The sequence below is a fragment of the Parabacteroides sp. AM08-6 genome (assembly GCF_003473295.1).
In the GTDB taxonomy this organism is placed as follows: Bacteria; Bacteroidota; Bacteroidia; order Bacteroidales; family Tannerellaceae; genus Parabacteroides.
This window is the reverse complement of the sequence record NZ_QRMP01000002.1, coordinates 57,185-71,712: the sequence shown is the minus strand read 5'-3', so window position 1 is coordinate 71,712 and position 14,528 is coordinate 57,185. Positions and strand designations below refer to the sequence as shown.

Sequence of the window (14,528 nt, the reverse complement as noted above, 5' to 3'; positions counted from 1 at the left end):
AGCTTTCTATAGGGAATAAGTGTTTAATCCAAAAGCCTTACGGTTTTCCGGCAAAAGCCGTAAGACTTTTCAAGATAATTCTATAGACTTTTTCCTGTCATCCTATAGGATATATTTTTAGCTTCAAGAGGATATTTGCGGGACGGATACCATTTAAAACAAAATAGCTTACGGGCTTCCAATAAAACCCGTAAGCTATTGTATATAAAAATGATTTACTTCTTATCAAAAAATGCGTCGAAAGCATGCCCCGAAGGCTGGAAATCGACCTGTTTCACCAAAGCGCACGATTCGCGGGCCCCATGTTCGCGATCCATCGCGCTGTCTTCCCATTCTACAGAAAGTGGTCCCTGATAACCGATATCGTTTAAAGCGCGGATAATCTCTTCGAAACGGATTTTACCACGTCCGAGGCTACGGAAATTCCAATAACGGCGGGAGTCGCCAAAAGTCATATGACCGCCAAATACACCGACCTGCTTAGGAGTATCGCTCCAATACACATCTTTCATGTGCACATGGAAGATACGGTCCGAAAATTCGTAGATAAAGTCCACATAATCCACGCCTTGATAACCCAAATGGCTCGGGTCGTAATTAAAACCGAATGCCGGATGATTATTCACTGCTTTCAATGCTTGTTTGGCCGAATAGGTATCGAAAGCAATTTCGGAAGGGTGAACCTCCAGGGCAAAACGGACACCTATCTTCTGGAATTCATCCAAAATAGGGATAAAACGACGGGCGAAATCAGCATATCCTTCCGCCACCATCTCTTCCGTTACCGGAGGAAATGAATACAGCCATTGCCAGATGGAACTACCCGTAAATCCGACTACCGTATCCAGTCCCAGTGCTTTGGCGGCACGGGCGGTACTAATCAAATGTTCGGCTGCACGCTGCCGTACGCCTTCCGGCTCGCCGTCTCCCCAAACATAATCGGGCAGGATGGCCTGATGCCGTTGGTCTATATTGTCGCATACTGCCTGGCTAATCAGATGATTCGAGATACAAAACAGTTTTAAACCGTATTTATCCAGCAACGCTTTTATTCCGGCGTAATAGGCCGGATCCGTAGACCGGACATCCAAATGCGCGGGTAAACCCAGTTCCAACCCATCGTATCCGAAGGCTTTTGCTTTCTCACAAACTGTTTCAAGGGGTAAATCTCCCCACTGAAGTGTACATAATGTTACAGGACGTGCCATATTTCTTTTAATTTTAAGGTTATTACACTGTGTGTTCTCTACAAAGCTAAAAAATATTATGCTGATTGTCTGCAAATTTATCCCTTAATATTTTTTAATTCAATAAATATACATTTTCTTTGTGTCAAGTTTAATATAAACAAATCCGTAACTATGGAAATAAGAGAATTTTGCGCACTAGCTTGTGCACTTTGCTTTACAGCATGCAGCAATCCCTCCCGGGATGAAGTAGAAATTGTAAATAATTTGTATCCTTTACAATTCAGTCTCGAATTAAAAAAAGAGATTATTCCGTTCCCCTCTACCCGAAGTATGCCGGAGAACGACATCTCCGAACCGACATCCGGTTCCTCCGGTTCTTCTTCAGACACGGATGTGGAAAGTTTATGCCGGTACATTGAATATTTCGTTTACTTGGAAACAGAAAACGAGCAAACATTAATCAAACACAAACATTACACGTCGAATGACGGGGACTTCAGTATCGTTTACGATACCTTGCCCAAGGGGAATTATCTGTTTTGCTTCCTGGCACACAACTCACAGAAGGCAATAATTGAGAATAATATGCTGTCGGTGGATACAGTTTCCGACTCTTTTTACAATCATCTCCAACTGAATATCAATAGCATCGAAATAGTCAACCGGGACATTCCTCTCCAACGTGCCGTCGGCCGTATAGAATTCCGGGCTACGGATGCTTTACCCTCAAAAGCCGCCCGGTTGGATATGACAATCAGTAACTATCCGAACTGCCTGAATCCGTTAACCGGTGAAGGTATCAGCAATGCGGAAATACAAACTATCTCCTATATTTTCAAACCGGAGGAAGTTGGCAAAAAAGAGTTGGTTCATGCCTTCTACACCTTTATTCCGGTAGAAGAAGTCCCACTGACAGCGATAGTTTCGACAGTCGATTCGGAAAACAATGTATTGCGCGAACGAACCGTATCCGATATTCTTCCGCAACTCAACCGGATTATCCGTTACAGCGGAATACTATATGGCCCTTCAGATTCTGACGATACTTTCCGGCTTACCATCTCTGGAAACGGTGATTGGGAAAGTAGCGAGAATAAAGATTTGCCTGATTAGCGTCAAACAAAAAAGAAAAACTCAAGCTAAATTATTTTAAATTTTTATCTTTGCGCTACGAATAATAAAAGTTGGATTCATGAAAAAGAAAAGTATACGCGAATTAATTTTCCTTCTCTCATTTATATTAGGCAGCTTCAGTAGTTGTGAAAACGAGGATGCGGAATACTGGCTTTGCAATAGCGTGTGGCTCGACATCTTCGATTATGCCCCGCATACAGTCTGCTATCAGGATTTGACATTCAATCCAGACGGCACGGGTGTCGACCATCGGGAATATTATTACTTTGATGCACCCGACGGTGTAGAAATATATGCTTTTTACTGGAAGTGGAACCCAAAACATTCCCATTCCATCATCATGGATTATCCGGACGGTCGAAGCTATTTCAACAACGTATGGGTAGACCGTTATACATTAAAAGGCGACTTGGATGGAGTTAGTGTCACTTTTGAGGCGGCTAAATAAAACTAAAGTCCGGTCAAATGATTTTATGACCGGACTTTATTATCATAAATTCGAATGTCTAAAAAAATTCGATTGTAATGTAAATTACTTATTAAAAATGATACGCTACTCCTAAAGTCAACAAAGAACGGTTCATGTCTGAACAAATTCTATACTTGTATTCAAAATTTACAGAAACGTTGGAGGTGAGCATATATTCGGCACCTGCTCCTAAATTGACCATAAATTTCGTAGCACTATCTTTATATTCGTTACCATATCCGTCATCATATGAAAGTTTAGCCCCCATAACACCGAGACCAACTATGGGATAAAAATTCAACTTATCTCCGACAGAAAAAAGATAATGAGCATTAACTCCTAAATCCCACATACTCGTGTAATCTTTTTTGAAATAATAATTTACGGTTGGCTCCAAACGCAAATTGTCAATTACGTTGTATTGGAATTTTGCACCTAAACCAAAATTCGTATAACTATCACCAAAACCGATACTGAGATTTCCTCCTGCTGCCATATCTCCTTTTTCAGTCTGAGCTTGTACACCTACAGTACAAAAAATGGCAGTCATGACCATAAATAAAAACTTTTTCATACAATAAAATTTTAAACAATTACTAAAATACTGTTTCTTTTTGCAAAAGAACCTATTTCTTGATAACGCTTTTTCTTTTTCAGCCTATTTAATTTTGTAATATGTTTTTTAACGATACTTAATTAATAGATATGCGGTAATATTTTAATGATAACAGGATTGATTAACGGATAATTTAGCAAAAAGGCTTTTTTCAACTTCAAACCGGAGAAAGATAAAATACTTTAAAGGCAAAGATTTTCCTGCCTTCCGAGAAGATTAGACAGATACCGCAATTTATTAAAAATGAAGACAGGTATTAGTTTATCAGTAACAATTCTTATTTATAGACAATCCAGAGGTATTAAATAATATAAGTAGTCTCGCCGGGAATCGAACCCGGATCTAAAGTTTAGGAAACTTCTATTCTATCCATTGAACTACAAGACCAACTTCTGCTTAAGTGGGGCAAAAGTATAATCTTTTCTGCAAACTGGCAAGTATTCGGGGAGGGAATAGGAAGGAGGCATGCGAATTATAACGATTTAAGAGACCTATTTTTTGATTTCCACGAAAAACGACTTACTTTTGTTTGATACAAATCTATCTATTACCATGAAAATAAGAACAACATGTATTTCCTCCGGACTCATCCTATTTCTCGCTATCACAGGATGCTCCCTTTTTGCTGCAGACAAAGTGGATGTATATACCACGACTTCCGACAGAACCGAAGATTTCTCGCACAGGCAAATAAACTTTGTAAAAAACGCCTCACAAACAGGAGTTATCGAAATCAATAAAAGCAAACATTTTCAAGAGATGGACGGCTTCGGAGCTGCCGTCACCGGTTCGACCGCTTACAATCTGATGCAAATGAAACCGGATGAACGAACCAAATTCCTGCAGGAAACGTTCTCTCCCCGGAAAGGTATGGGATATAGTTACATACGTGTTTCCATTGGCTGTTCCGATTTTTCCTTAAGCGAATATACCTGTTGCGACCAAAAAGGAATCGAGCACTTCTCCCTCCAGCAAGAAGAAAAGGAATACGTCATACCCATCCTAAAAGAAATATTACAAATAAATCCGAAGCTGAAAATCCTAGGCTCACCGTGGACTTGCCCTAAATGGATGAAAGTAAACAATCTCGACGAAAGAAAACCTTTCGACTCATGGACTAGCGGACAATTGAACCCTGCCTACTACAACGACTATGCCACCTATTTCGTAAAATGGATACAGGCATTCGAAAAAGAAGGTATCCCCATCTATTCCGTCACCCTTCAGAACGAGCCCTTAAACAGAGGCAATTCAGCTTCTTTATACATGGGTTGGAGGGAGCAAAAGGAATTTATAAAAACCGCACTTGGACCACAAATAAAAAAGGCCGGACTGCAAACCCGGATTTATGCGTTCGACCACAATTACAATTACGACCGAATACAAGAAGAGCAGGATTATCCCCTGCATTTATATGAGGACAAGGAAACAGCCGCTTACTTGGCCGGTGCCGCCTATCATAATTATTCCGGCGATGTGGAAGAACTGAATAAAATCCACAACGCATATCCCGACAAAGAACTCCTCTTCACCGAAGCTTCCATCGGAGAATGGAATGACGGACGAAACCTGCAGGCAAGACTAATCGACGATATGGTGTATCTCGGACTAAAAAACGTGCAAAACTGGTGCAAAGGGGTTATCGTATGGAACCTGATGCTCGATTCCGAGCGCGGCCCTAACCGGGAAAAAGGTTGCCGGAGCTGTTACGGAGCTGTAGATATCGATAAAAGTAATTATAAAACAATCACACGCAATTCACACTACTATATAATCGCCCACTTGGCAAAAGTTGTCAAGCCGGGAGCCGTTCGCATTGAAAGCAAAGGAAGTAAGACTCCGGAACTGGAATATTGTGCATTCCAAAACCCGGACGGTTCAATCGCTTTCGTCGTTGCAAACAGTTCAAAACAACCGCAAAACATCACATTGCATGATGGGAAAAAATACATTTCCCATATACTGCCGGCTGAAGCTGTGGCATCCTTTTGCTGGAAATAGGATATTCCAAGAGAACAAAAAGGGAAGAATGTTGTAAAGATTGAATTTCTTCACAACATCTTCCCTAAGACTAACCTACCTTACCCCTATTCAAATAGCAAAACTATAAGCCAATCCTTTGCCCGGTTGTACCCATAAATTAGTCACCTCAAAGTTTAAACTTCCACGGGTCGTTCCGTTCAGCAACTTCACTACTATTGTATGTTTGCAATGCGGCTGGATGGTGTAATCGCGGAAATATTGCAAATTCGGGTTTTGTTCCGTCTTTTTAAGGACGAACTTCAAGTCGGAATCATTGAAGAGGGTGATGTGGACCTCCTTGTCTGTCTTTTTCACGTTCTCTATCCGAATGGAGTTCTCAAACAATTCCTTGAGATAAACCGGTTCGCCAATCAGGTTTTCTTTGAAATAAACAGCAGTCCGCCTGTTTTCAAGCGCTTCCCGGATACCTTCGACACTGCGTTCTTTTGCAAAGACTAATGTCATTGTACGATGTTCGCCTTTACCGAAATCCACATTCACCTGAATCGGCTGGTGGACATCCGAATTGCCCAGCATGGTCATTTTCTTATCCAGACACCACTGATGGGCTTCGGGGAAGTATTTGCCGTTTACCACTTCAATCCCCTTCAGGCAACCATCTTCCAACAACTCCGTATGCTCTTTCCACCATAAAGTGGTATCCGGCTGCTGCGCATCCCAACCCGGATGATTCCAGAAGATAAAAGCACCCTGATTTTTTGCGGCTTTGAAAGCATCTCTATAATCTTCCTGTTCCAAAGCGTCAGCATCCTTCAAAAAAATCGCATTCGAATGTCCGGGAGGCATGGAACGGGTTATCTCACTTCCCTTAATCAAGAGAATGTTCTTACTTTTAGCCGCACTTTCTGCTATCTCGAAAGAGCGGTTGTGGGAAGCCTTGATGTCCTTCTTATGCGGCCGGTATTCGATATGTTCGGTCAGGGAGATGGCATCCAATCCTTCCCGGTAAGCCTCATCGATACGGACTGTCGGCCAGACTGTTCCGTCGGAGAAGACCGTATGGATGTGGAAATCACACTTCAACGTTTGATACCCCTTCAAATCAGGGATATGCACTTCATTCCTTACCTGTGCCTGCGCACTCAGGCATAAGGCTAATATAAAAATCGATACTAATACTTTTTTCATACTTACTCTATTGTTTATTCTTTTGTCTAAAAATTATACCTTTCATTACTTCCAGCCCTCGTTTTGCTTCAATTGCGTATTCAAGACCATATCTGCATTGGAGATAGGATGATAATACTTCTTGTCATCGAACGAACGTTCCTCATCGTCGCGCCAGGTAACAAAACCTTTATTTCCTTCCGTCAACCGGGAAGCCTCTCCGTCAATCACATAATAAATAACACCCGGTATCTTTTCTGCCGGAACCTCATCCACAAAAGCAACATCCGGAGTTCCGTTTCCATCCAAATCCATCGGCAGGTTCTTGGCCGGTACATAAATTCCTTTCCACTGCATTTCCAACAGTTTGCCTTTCTTCCAGCGCAACAAATCGCTGTATCTTAAACCTTCATATACCAGTTCGATACCTCTTTCCCGCCTGATTTCCAGCAAATATTTATCCGATATTTCAGGGAAATACACAGACTGCAAATAAGCATCGGGCACAGCAGGCACAAGCGTATTTACATTCGCGCGCCGGCGCAAGAGAGCAATTGTTTCATTCCAGATTGCATCATTCATTTCGCCCAGTTCAGCTTTCGCTTCGGCATAATTGAGCAATACTTCGGCATAACGGAGCAAAGGTATAGAATTATATGATTCTGCCACACCATCCAAACGTTTATCGTCCAAACTGAATTTCAGGATATGATAGCCCGTGAAAGTATATCCGAAATTAGGGGGAGCAGCACTTCCGTCACTACGTTTATATCCCAGCGAACGGATGGTTTGTGCCAAACGGCAATCCCGGTCTTTCATCTCCCGGACAAACTGAATGGTATCATATCCCAATTTGTCGGTAAAACGGCTCCCGTCATTCATCAGATAAGTATTGACAAACTGCTTATTCAGTCCCCAACGCGAACCATAAGTCGCACTGTTGAATTTCCAGGTCACTTCATGCCAACGGCGCAATGCGTTATTATAAACGACAGCCAGCATCACCTCTTCCGAAACCGGATTTTCCGATGTAAACAACGTGCGGTAGTCTTTTTCGGGATTACCCGTATCATAAACGGCATACTTCTTATTGTCCATTACGGAACGAGCGGCATCCGCAGCCTCTTTCAGCCAAGCATTTACAGAATTCTGCAAGCCCAGTTCCGTATGATATTTACGGAATGTCCCTTCAAAAAGGCAGATTCTCGACTTCATGGCCAATGCAACCTGGCGGGTAATAATGGAAGCTGTTTCATCTTTCGTGTCCCGGATATTCGTACAGGCGAAATTCAGGTCGGCAAGAACCGAGTCCATCACATTCACGCGCGGATCACGGGGTTTGTATAAATCAGGGTCATCCGTGGAAAGCGTTTTGCTATACCAAGGCACATCGCCGAACCTTTGCACCATACCGAAATAAAAGGTAGCACGGAAATAGCGGGCAATACCGATATAATGATTACGGGCTTCTTCGGGAATATCCGGATTGTTACACTGTTCAAGGAAATAATTGATGTTTCGCAAATCCGTCCAGTTCCAACTTCCTTCATTCACGGAAGTATAAGCACCAGCTATGAACATCGGCGACTGATTCTTGGAGGTGTAATCAGCCATCTCGTCATCCGTAGTTACCGTCAACGCACTCGGCATCATCCGCTGATAAAACGAGTTGCTATACAAAGCCAAGTCCGCTTCCGTCTTAAAGAAAGAGGAAGGCACCAATTTATCCATCGGCTCCTTATCGAAAAACGAATCGCAGGAAGTGCCGAGCAGGGCCAGTAAGGATACGGCTCCCAATACATATATATTCTTTAATGTTTTCATTTAATTTATATGACTGAATGATTAAATTTTAGAATGTAAGATTAATACCCACCGTATAGGATTTAAGCATCGGATAAGCATATCCCTGCCCGCTTCCGTTGGTCAGGTCTCCCTGTGGATTTTCTATAACTTCCGGGTCGAAATTATCAGTATGTTTAAACAATCCCGAAGCCGTCCAAAGATTTTGTCCGGTAAGGAAAATCTTGGCATTGGCCAAGCCGGCTTTAGCAATCAACGCTTTCGGCAGGGTATAATCGATTGTCAGGCTTTTCAGACGGATGTAACTTACATCTTGCAGATAACGGGTCTGCGGAGCACCCAACGAACGATTGGCATTCAAAGCCGTATATCCTCTGAAACGCGGAAAGTATCCATCCGGATTGTCCTCCGTCCACATATCTTCCATCATCTTCACCGGTTGATAACCATAAGGCCGGTTGTACGGTCCCCAGAAAAGTCCGGCTTCACCGGCAAAATACCAATCCCGTTTACCGACACCCTGGAAAAAAGCCGACAAACCGAAATCGCCCCAGGAAGCTCCCAGCGTAAATCCGAACTGATAGCGGGGAGAAGTATTACCGATAATACGGCGGTCGCCCGGATCGTCTACCGTATTCTTACCGGAGTTAATCACATGGTCGTCGTTCAGGTCGGCAAATTTCAAGTCACCGGGCAGATATACCTTATTATTCGAGTTTTGCAGGAAACTTTGGTCGGCATGACTCGCAATATCCGCATCATCGATAAAGAAGCCTTCGGTCACATATCCCCAAATTTCGCCTACTTCGCATCCTTCATAATAAGTGGCGCTCAACGTTTTCGTCGGGTTATTGAAGCGGGTAATATGCGAACGGCTGTCCCACAGCGAACCTGTGAAATTGTAGCGGAACGGTTTGCCCGCCAGGTCGAACTGGTCTTTCCAAGTCAGCGTTACTTCCCAACCTTTCGTATTCATATCCGCATAGTTTCCATAAGGGACGGTTGCACCGAAAACATTCGGCAGCGGTTGTCCCAATGTAAACATATCGGTTGTATTACGGTTATACCAGTCGAAAACAAAGCCAAGGCGATTGTTCAGGAAATTAGCGTCCAGACCGACATCGAACGTAGTGGACTTTTCCCAAGTCAGCCCGTCAGGGATAACAGCCGGCAGCGAAGTATACGTTTTCTGCACACCTTCCAGAATAACGGAAGTTTTAGCAACACTCATCGTTTCCATATACCGGTAAGGAGATACGTTACCATTTCCCAACGAACCGAAAGAGGCCCTCAATTTCAGGTTATCCAGCCAAGTACGGGTTGAAGCCATAAATCCTTCCTCCGAAATACGCCATCCGCCGGAAAGAGAAGGGAAGAAACCGAAACGTTGGTTTTCCGGGAATTTGGAGGAACCGTCATAACGACCGTTAAACTCAAGTAAATAACGGTCGTTGTAAGCATAAGTCAACCGGGAGAAAACACCTAAGAAAGCCCATTCGTTTCCTCCTCCGGTAATCGAATAATTCAATCCGTCCATCAGATTAAAGTCCGGCTTGTTTTCCGTCAACAACCCATCGCGGCTTGTATTCAAGTTGTGAGTGGCGGACGTCTCGACATTATATCCCACCAAAGCATGGAAATCATGTTTGCCGGCAAAGACATTCGCATATTCGGCTGTGATATTCGAACTGTAGTAAGTAATATCCTGGTTATATTTACGCAACTGGCTCTTTCCGAAACGGGCTGTCTCGCCGGGAGCAATACTGTAATTAATGTAGTTATTCCGGCGGGTTTCCTCTTGTGCCGTTCTCGAATACGTAAAATCACCCTTAAATGTCAGCGTGTTGTTCAAAGCTTTTGCTTCCAAGCCGACGGTATTCCGTATCTGGTAGTTCGACAGGTCAGAGCCGCTGGTTCCTTCTTTATATACAGCCACACCGGTATAAACGGCGGTGTGCGTATAAGTCCCGTCCGGGTTTGTCATCACAGCCATCGGATAGCCCTGATGCTCGAACTGGCGCCAGATATTCCCGTCGCCATCGGCAAACATCGGGTATTTATAAGTATAACTGTTATATTCGAAGTTTTCCTGCAATTTCAACCAATCGGTTATCTGCAAATCCCCCTTCGCCCGCAAGTTATACTTGTTGTACTTATCCGAATTGTAATTGAAAATACCATCCTGATAATAATAACGTCCCGAAAGCATGAAGTTCACCTTTTCCGAACCGCCGGATACACTGACCGACTGCTCCGTAGAAGGGATATTCTTCTTATTGATTACTTCGTACCAGTTCGTATTTCCGAAATACTCATACCGTCCTTTTTCCTCATTGAAAACAACCTCCGGCAACGAAGGGTCCTCACTGTGACGTTTCAATTCGTCGAGATATTCCATCGAGAACGGGAAAATGTTGTTCACTGAAATCGGATGCGATTTGTAATCGTACCAGGCATTAAACGCTTCATCAAAGTTCTTCGCCCATTCATATCCGGAAGTAATCACGTTCGGAGTTACCGTACGCTGGTTTACAGTAAAGTTACTGCTCACGTCCACCCGGATTTTATCCTTCTGCGGCTTTTTCGTCGTAATCAATACGACCCCGAATGCCGCTCTCGAACCATAAATGGCAGCCGAAGAAGCATCCTTCAGTACGGAAACACTTTCCACATCGTTCGGGTTAATCATATTCGGGTCGCCTTCCACCCCGTCAATCAGGACAAGGGCACTTCCACCGGCTCCGATAGAAGTTGTTCCACGCACGTTATAACTGGCTTTCCGCGTCGGGCTACCGTCAACCATCGTAATATTCAAGTTCGGGATTGTCCCCTGCAAACCGCGTGTCAGGTTCGGGACCGGACGGTTTTCCAACGTCTCATTTGTAATCTGCGATACGGCGCCCGTCAGGTTTACCTTTTTCTGCGTACCATATCCTACGACTACCACTTCTTCCAAACTCTGCGAATTATCCTGAAGCACAATCTTCAACTCCTTCTCGCCTTTCAACTTGATTTCCTTCGGCTCATAACCGATATACGAAACCTGCAAAACCGAATTAGGAAACACATCCAACAAGAAATAACCATCCACGTCCGTAACCGCCCCGTTTACCGTTCCTTTCTCCACGACATTAGCCCCGATAACAGGTTCCCCCTGACCATCGAGCACTCGTCCTTTCACAAAATAAGTTCCTTGCTGCGGCGATACAATATCTACCCTGCTGGCTCCAGCAGAGTAGATTACAGGATTCCCCTGCAGTAAGCCGATAAGGCCCAACAGACCACCTAACCTCACAATCTTTGATTCAATCTCCATACACTTAAATTCTTTTTATTAAAATACTTTTTTTGTAAAAAAAACCCGAGTGCAAAAGAAGATAGAAGAGATTAAAAATAGATTTACGGCAAGTTACGATTGCATGAAGAGTTTATTTCATCAAATTACAGATATTGAAACCGGCGGGAAGTTCAATCAAACAGGTCTTGCATCACGGCAAGCGACTTTATTTCAGGGAAGTCAGGAAGATGAAGGCGGTAGTATTCCAGGATTCGATTAATAATTTTCACCCTGTCTTGACGGGAAAAGGTGTAAAGCGACATATTTTCAAAACTGATTCGCAACAACCGGGCAAAGATTGCACTCTCTTCCCGGTTTAAATAATGCCGGTGCATCGGGATACAATCCGCAAATACGCCATTCAGCATATCGAAATACGTGCCTGCCGTATACGAATCCGCATTGGGATAAATACCCATATAATGCAGCAATCGAAGCAAAAACACCAGATGAAAATTGGCAACACCTTCATCGGCAAACTCCAACAAACGGATGGCTTCATATAGATACTCGAAAAGACGGGCATCCGGTTCCGTATCCTTCACCACCCGGAAAAGAACTTCGGAAAGGAAAAGTGCCAGGACGTTTTTCAACGGATTGCAGAACAGGTCGGTCAGGGGATAGCAAAGTTTTGTTTCGCGGATACGATGCAAATCGCGTTTGTTCAGATGTTCCACTTCCATTTCCACGACAGAAAGCGGCATAAACAGTGCTTTCGCCACCGGCGACTTCTTGCCCCGTCCGCGTGCCACCAGATAGGATACGCGCCCGAAAGCCTCCGTATACATATATATAATGGAATATTTATCATTATAAGGAATAGCATGCAACACTATTCCGCGTGTCTTACACAACATAACGCATCCTGTATTTACAAGCAAAGATACGAATAAAATAAAAAGCGATAAAAAAACACCCCTGAACAGTTGCATATTTCCCCTTTCAAATCTACCTTTACAGCGAAGAGTCGCCCGATTCTTCCCCTTCGAATTTGCCTTTCGACAATTGTCGCAAGGCCTTACCACAATTATCAAAAGGTCTTACCACAACTGTCGAAAGGCCTTACCATAATTATCGAAAGGCAATTACCTGCGCATGTATTTCGGATTAGTTGCTTTACGAAATATCCATCATCAAATACAATATATTGAACGATAGGGAATTTTCGCATTTATGTTACAGAACGCTTGTTGAATACAAAGGTCGGCTTTCTTTTGGAATTCCTTTGTTTTGCAATATGGTTTTATCAAAATAGCAATATTTTGAATAGAAAAATGTATCAAATATGTTTTAGTGTTCAAATAATTGCTACATTTACATCATGAACAACCCATTACAGAGATTAGGCAATATACCTGTAACGGCTTCCGCATTGGAATCCTTTTTCCCTCACATTAAAAGAGGAAACCAAAAAATCAGGTTGCTTGAGCGAGATAAGCAAATCATTCGTCTCAAGAGGGGACTTTATGTATGTAGCTCTGAAATTACGGGCAAGACGCTATCTACAGAATTGATAGCCAATCATCTTTATGCACCTTCGTATGTATCCATGTCATCGGCTTTGCGCTATTATGGATTGATACCGGAAGAGGTCTACATCAAGCAATCCATGACCTTGAAGCATTCCAGAGATTTTGATACGCCGCTAGGAAGATTTGAATATACCAATATGTCGAAAAAGGCGTTTTCTATTGGCTTGACCAGTATTCAGAAGGATGATTATGCTTTTGTGATGGCAACTCCCGAAAAGGCATTGTGTGATTTGATTGCCAACTCACCCAAAGTAAACCTTCGTTATATGAAGGATGCTGAAGTCTATTTGACAGAGGATATTCGAATGGAGTGGGAGGATTTCAAACAGATGAACACCGAAATACTTGAGGAGTATATCGAGGTGGGTAAGAAAGCTGATTCTATACGAACATTACTAAAATTGCTGAAGAGATGAAGAATGCGATTTACGACAATATGCTTACAGCATACAATTTGTCAACGGAACAACAGAAACGGAATGCCATTTTTGAAGTGAACCAGCAGGTGATACTTGCCGGGCTATATAATGGTGGCTTCTTTGATGTGGCAGCTTTCTATGGCGGTACTTGTCTGCGAATTTTTCACGGTCTCCAGCGTTTTAGTGAAGATATGGATTTCTCTCTTCTTGCCCCAGATGACAAGTTTGACTTCACAAAGTACTTTCAACCGATAATCGATGAGTTCGCTATCGTAGGTAGGGAAGTGGAGATTAAGAAGAAGGATAAAAAGAATTTTGGCAAAGTGGAATCCGCTTTCCTGAAAGACAATACAGACGTTTACGATGTATCTTTCCAAACGGACAAGTCTATTAGAATAAAAATAGAGGTTGATATTCAACCACCCTTAAACTTCAGAACAGAACAGAAACTGTTGTTGCAACCTCATTCCTTTATGACCCGTTGCTTCACTCTGCCCGATTTATTTGCTGGAAAGATGCACGCATTGGTTTATCGGGCATGGAAGAATCGGGTAAAAGGTCGTGATTGGTACGATTTTGAATGGTACATCCGTCACAATATACCGCTCGGCTTTATACATCTTGCCGAACGTGCCCTTCAGTTCAACAATGAAGTGATTGAGCGCGATACGTTCTTGACTATACTAAAGGATAAATTGGCTTTGGCAAATATGAATCAAGTAAAAAGCGATGTATTGCCTTTCGTCAAGAATCCCAAAGAGTTGGATATCTGGTCAAATGACTACTTTGTTCAATTGGTGGACATGATGAGATTTGAATAAATATTCTCCACAAGAATAAAATATGCTACATACTACAGGATGTGTAAATCAAACTTT

At 42.9% G+C, this 14,528-nt stretch carries 11 protein-coding genes and 1 tRNA gene; 5 read left to right on the top strand and 7 right to left on the bottom strand.

Annotation, left to right across the window (positions count from 1 at the left end):
- Positions 1 to 215 precede the first annotated feature (215 nt).
- Positions 216 to 1,208 carry a sugar phosphate isomerase/epimerase gene (locus DW103_RS02045; RefSeq protein WP_122274014.1) on the bottom strand — a complete coding sequence of 331 codons (993 nt, stop codon included), beginning with the start codon at positions 1,206 to 1,208 and terminating at the stop codon, positions 216 to 218.
- Positions 1,209 to 1,361: 153 nt separating this feature from the next.
- Here DW103_RS02045 and DW103_RS02040 point away from each other — a divergent pair, with 153 nt between their 5' ends.
- Together DW103_RS02040 and DW103_RS02035 are read left to right on the top strand one after the other, a co-directional pair.
- Positions 1,362 to 2,303: a FimB/Mfa2 family fimbrial subunit gene (locus DW103_RS02040; protein ID WP_122274013.1), complete on the top strand. Its 942-nt coding sequence runs from the start codon at positions 1,362 to 1,364 to the stop codon at positions 2,301 to 2,303.
- A gap of 79 nt (positions 2,304 to 2,382) precedes the next feature.
- A complete protein-coding gene (locus tag DW103_RS02035) occupies positions 2,383 to 2,772 on the top strand; it encodes a hypothetical protein (RefSeq protein WP_122274012.1) in 390 nt (129 codons plus the stop codon).
- 91 nt (positions 2,773 to 2,863) lie between these two features.
- Here the strand turns inward: DW103_RS02035 and DW103_RS02030 are convergent, their stop codons facing one another.
- Positions 2,864 to 3,367: an outer membrane protein gene (locus DW103_RS02030; RefSeq protein ID WP_122274011.1), complete on the bottom strand. Its 504-nt coding sequence runs from the start codon at positions 3,365 to 3,367 to the stop codon at positions 2,864 to 2,866.
- A gap of 357 nt (positions 3,368 to 3,724) precedes the next feature.
- Positions 3,725 to 3,796 (bottom strand) — tRNA-Arg (locus DW103_RS02025).
- A 165-nt stretch (positions 3,797 to 3,961) separates the two neighbouring features.
- Between DW103_RS02025 and DW103_RS02020 the strand changes: the two genes are divergently transcribed.
- The gene (locus DW103_RS02020) at positions 3,962 to 5,410 is read left to right on the top strand and encodes a glycoside hydrolase family 30 beta sandwich domain-containing protein (protein WP_122274010.1); all 1,449 of its coding nucleotides are present in this window, start codon (positions 3,962 to 3,964) and stop codon (positions 5,408 to 5,410) included.
- A 90-nt stretch (positions 5,411 to 5,500) separates the two neighbouring features.
- Here the strand turns inward: DW103_RS02020 and DW103_RS02015 are convergent, their stop codons facing one another.
- The 4 genes from DW103_RS02015 to recO form a co-directional block, all read right to left on the bottom strand.
- Positions 5,501 to 6,580 carry an Sb-PDE family phosphodiesterase gene (locus tag DW103_RS02015; RefSeq protein WP_122274009.1) on the bottom strand — a complete coding sequence of 360 codons (1,080 nt, stop codon included), beginning with the start codon at positions 6,578 to 6,580 and terminating at the stop codon, positions 5,501 to 5,503.
- Positions 6,581 to 6,625: 45 nt separating this feature from the next.
- Positions 6,626 to 8,383, bottom strand: a complete 1,758-nt coding sequence (locus tag DW103_RS02010) for a RagB/SusD family nutrient uptake outer membrane protein (protein WP_122274008.1) — start codon at positions 8,381 to 8,383, stop codon at positions 6,626 to 6,628.
- 28 nt (positions 8,384 to 8,411) lie between these two features.
- The gene (locus tag DW103_RS02005) at positions 8,412 to 11,678 is read right to left on the bottom strand and encodes a TonB-dependent receptor (protein WP_122274007.1); all 3,267 of its coding nucleotides are present in this window, start codon (positions 11,676 to 11,678) and stop codon (positions 8,412 to 8,414) included.
- 152 nt (positions 11,679 to 11,830) lie between these two features.
- On the bottom strand, positions 11,831 to 12,556 hold the full coding sequence (gene recO / locus DW103_RS02000; RefSeq protein WP_122274006.1) for a DNA repair protein RecO: 726 nt from the start codon (positions 12,554 to 12,556) through the stop codon (positions 11,831 to 11,833).
- 464 nt (positions 12,557 to 13,020) lie between these two features.
- On the opposite strand from recO, the gene DW103_RS01995 reads away from it, so the two are divergent.
- Together DW103_RS01995 and DW103_RS01990 are read left to right on the top strand one after the other, a co-directional pair.
- Positions 13,021 to 13,647, top strand: coding sequence for a hypothetical protein (locus DW103_RS01995; protein ID WP_122274005.1), 627 nt, complete (start codon positions 13,021 to 13,023; stop codon positions 13,645 to 13,647).
- A complete protein-coding gene (locus tag DW103_RS01990) occupies positions 13,644 to 14,471 on the top strand; it encodes a nucleotidyl transferase AbiEii/AbiGii toxin family protein (protein ID WP_122274004.1) in 828 nt (275 codons plus the stop codon). Before DW103_RS01995 ends, DW103_RS01990 begins: the two co-directional genes overlap by 4 nt.
- The last annotated feature ends 57 nt before the right edge of the window (positions 14,472 to 14,528 follow it).

Bases quoted from the DNA above. Each gene is read 5' to 3' on its own strand.
- DW103_RS02045 (WP_122274014.1), bottom strand. From the start codon at position 1,208: ATGGCACGTCCTGTAACATTATGTACACTTCAGTGGGGAGATTTACCC.
- DW103_RS02040 (WP_122274013.1), top strand. From the start codon at position 1,362: ATGGAAATAAGAGAATTTTGCGCACTAGCTTGTGCACTTTGCTTTACA.
- DW103_RS02035 (WP_122274012.1), top strand. From the start codon at position 2,383: ATGAAAAAGAAAAGTATACGCGAATTAATTTTCCTTCTCTCATTTATA.
- DW103_RS02030 (WP_122274011.1), bottom strand. From the start codon at position 3,367: ATGAAAAAGTTTTTATTTATGGTCATGACTGCCATTTTTTGTACTGTA.
- DW103_RS02020 (WP_122274010.1), top strand. From the start codon at position 3,962: ATGAAAATAAGAACAACATGTATTTCCTCCGGACTCATCCTATTTCTC.
- DW103_RS02015 (WP_122274009.1), bottom strand. From the start codon at position 6,580: ATGAAAAAAGTATTAGTATCGATTTTTATATTAGCCTTATGCCTGAGT.
- DW103_RS02010 (WP_122274008.1), bottom strand. From the start codon at position 8,383: ATGAAAACATTAAAGAATATATATGTATTGGGAGCCGTATCCTTACTG.
- DW103_RS02005 (WP_122274007.1), bottom strand. From the start codon at position 11,678: ATGGAGATTGAATCAAAGATTGTGAGGTTAGGTGGTCTGTTGGGCCTT.
- recO (WP_122274006.1), bottom strand. From the start codon at position 12,556: ATGTTGTGTAAGACACGCGGAATAGTGTTGCATGCTATTCCTTATAAT.
- DW103_RS01995 (WP_122274005.1), top strand. From the start codon at position 13,021: ATGAACAACCCATTACAGAGATTAGGCAATATACCTGTAACGGCTTCC.
- DW103_RS01990 (WP_122274004.1), top strand. From the start codon at position 13,644: ATGAAGAATGCGATTTACGACAATATGCTTACAGCATACAATTTGTCA.